The organism is Mediterranea massiliensis, assembly GCF_900128475.1.
GTDB classification, from domain to species: Bacteria; Bacteroidota; Bacteroidia; order Bacteroidales; family Bacteroidaceae; genus Bacteroides; species Bacteroides massiliensis_E.
The window spans coordinates 1-1,312 of sequence record NZ_LT635818.1; the positions used below are offsets into that span (position 1 = coordinate 1).

A 1,312-nucleotide genomic window follows, 5' to 3' on the forward strand; every position below is an offset into this window, starting at 1 on the left:
TTCATTAGTGTCCACTAAAAAATCATAGAAGTTCTTTGAAATTATTGAAATTCAATTTGTTATAGGTAATTTTAGATTCCCGAGACTTGAATTTAACTTTGCGGTCAAAATCAGACCGTTATGTTTAAAGACGAGTACGTTTTCTCTCAATTAGTTAAATTCCTTGATTACGAGAAATTCAAATACATTGTGAAGAAATACAATGGCAACAAGTATATCAAAAGCTATACCTGTTGGAATCAGTTGCTTACGATGATGTTCGGTCAGCTATCCAATCGAGAGAGCCTCCGAGATCTGGTTGTGGCTATGGAAGCACATGCTGGGAAACTCTACCATCTCGGAATCGGGAAATCTGTAACACGAAGCAATCTCAGTAAGGCTAATGAGCAACGTGATTACCATATTTTCGAGGAGTATGCAACATTCATGATTGCCGAGGCCCGCAAGCGTAGAATCAATAAAATATTCGAACTTGACGGTCATGTTTACGCATTTGACTCTACAACGGTTGATTTGTGCCTGTCGGTGTTTGAATGGGCCAAATTTCGCAAACATAAAGGCGGAATAAAGTTGCATACGCTCTATGATGTTGAAGCGGAAGTACCTGCATTTGTGCATATTACACCTGCCAACATTCACGATTCAAAGGCTATGCCTGAGATACCATACGAATCTGGAGCGCACTACATATTCGACCGCGGATATAACGACTTCAGCAATCTTAATACGATAAATCGTATAGGTGCTTTCTTCGTTGTACGAGCCAAAACAAACGTACGGATCAAGCCTAAAACCTGGAAACGAAGATTGCCGGAAGGTGTAGTTTCGGATGCAATCGGGTGCTTTACGGTTTATAAAAGTTCTAAGGATTATCCTGAGGAACTTAGAAAACTCATCGTTGAAAATCCTGAAGACGGTACACGATATATCTTCCTGACAAACAATCTTGACGCATCTGCGGAGTTGATATCATCGCTTTATCGAAACAGATGGAGTGTTGAACTGTTCTTCAAATGGATAAAACAACACCTCAGGATTAAGAAGTTTTGGGGAACATCGGAAAACGCAGTACGCATACAAATCTATTGTGCGATAATTACTTACTGTTTGGTAGCAATAATTCAACACGATATGAAATTAGAACGCAGCGTCTATGAGGTTCTTCAAATCCTCGGAATCTCTCTGACCGACAAAACACATCTCAGTGACTTGTTCGACAAATCGAATTTCAAAAATGTCAAAGACCGATATGATTCAAGTGAACCGAATTTATTTAATTTTTAACCTTGTCCATTTTTAGTGGACAGTAGTG

General features: G+C 39.2%; 1 protein-coding gene. It reads left to right on the top strand.

All coding sequences use genetic code 11. The features are described from left to right. The first annotated feature begins 120 nt into the window (after nucleotides 1-120). Entirely contained in the window at nucleotides 121-1,284 is a 1,164-nt protein-coding gene (locus BQ7483_RS00025) for an IS4 family transposase (RefSeq protein WP_072544385.1), read from the top strand. The last annotated feature ends 28 nt before the right edge of the window (nucleotides 1,285-1,312 follow it).

What these genes read in the sequence shown, in the direction of transcription:
- BQ7483_RS00025 (WP_072544385.1), top strand. Translation starts at nt 121, where the DNA reads ATGTTTAAAGACGAGTACGTTTTCTCTCAATTAGTTAAATTCCTTGAT.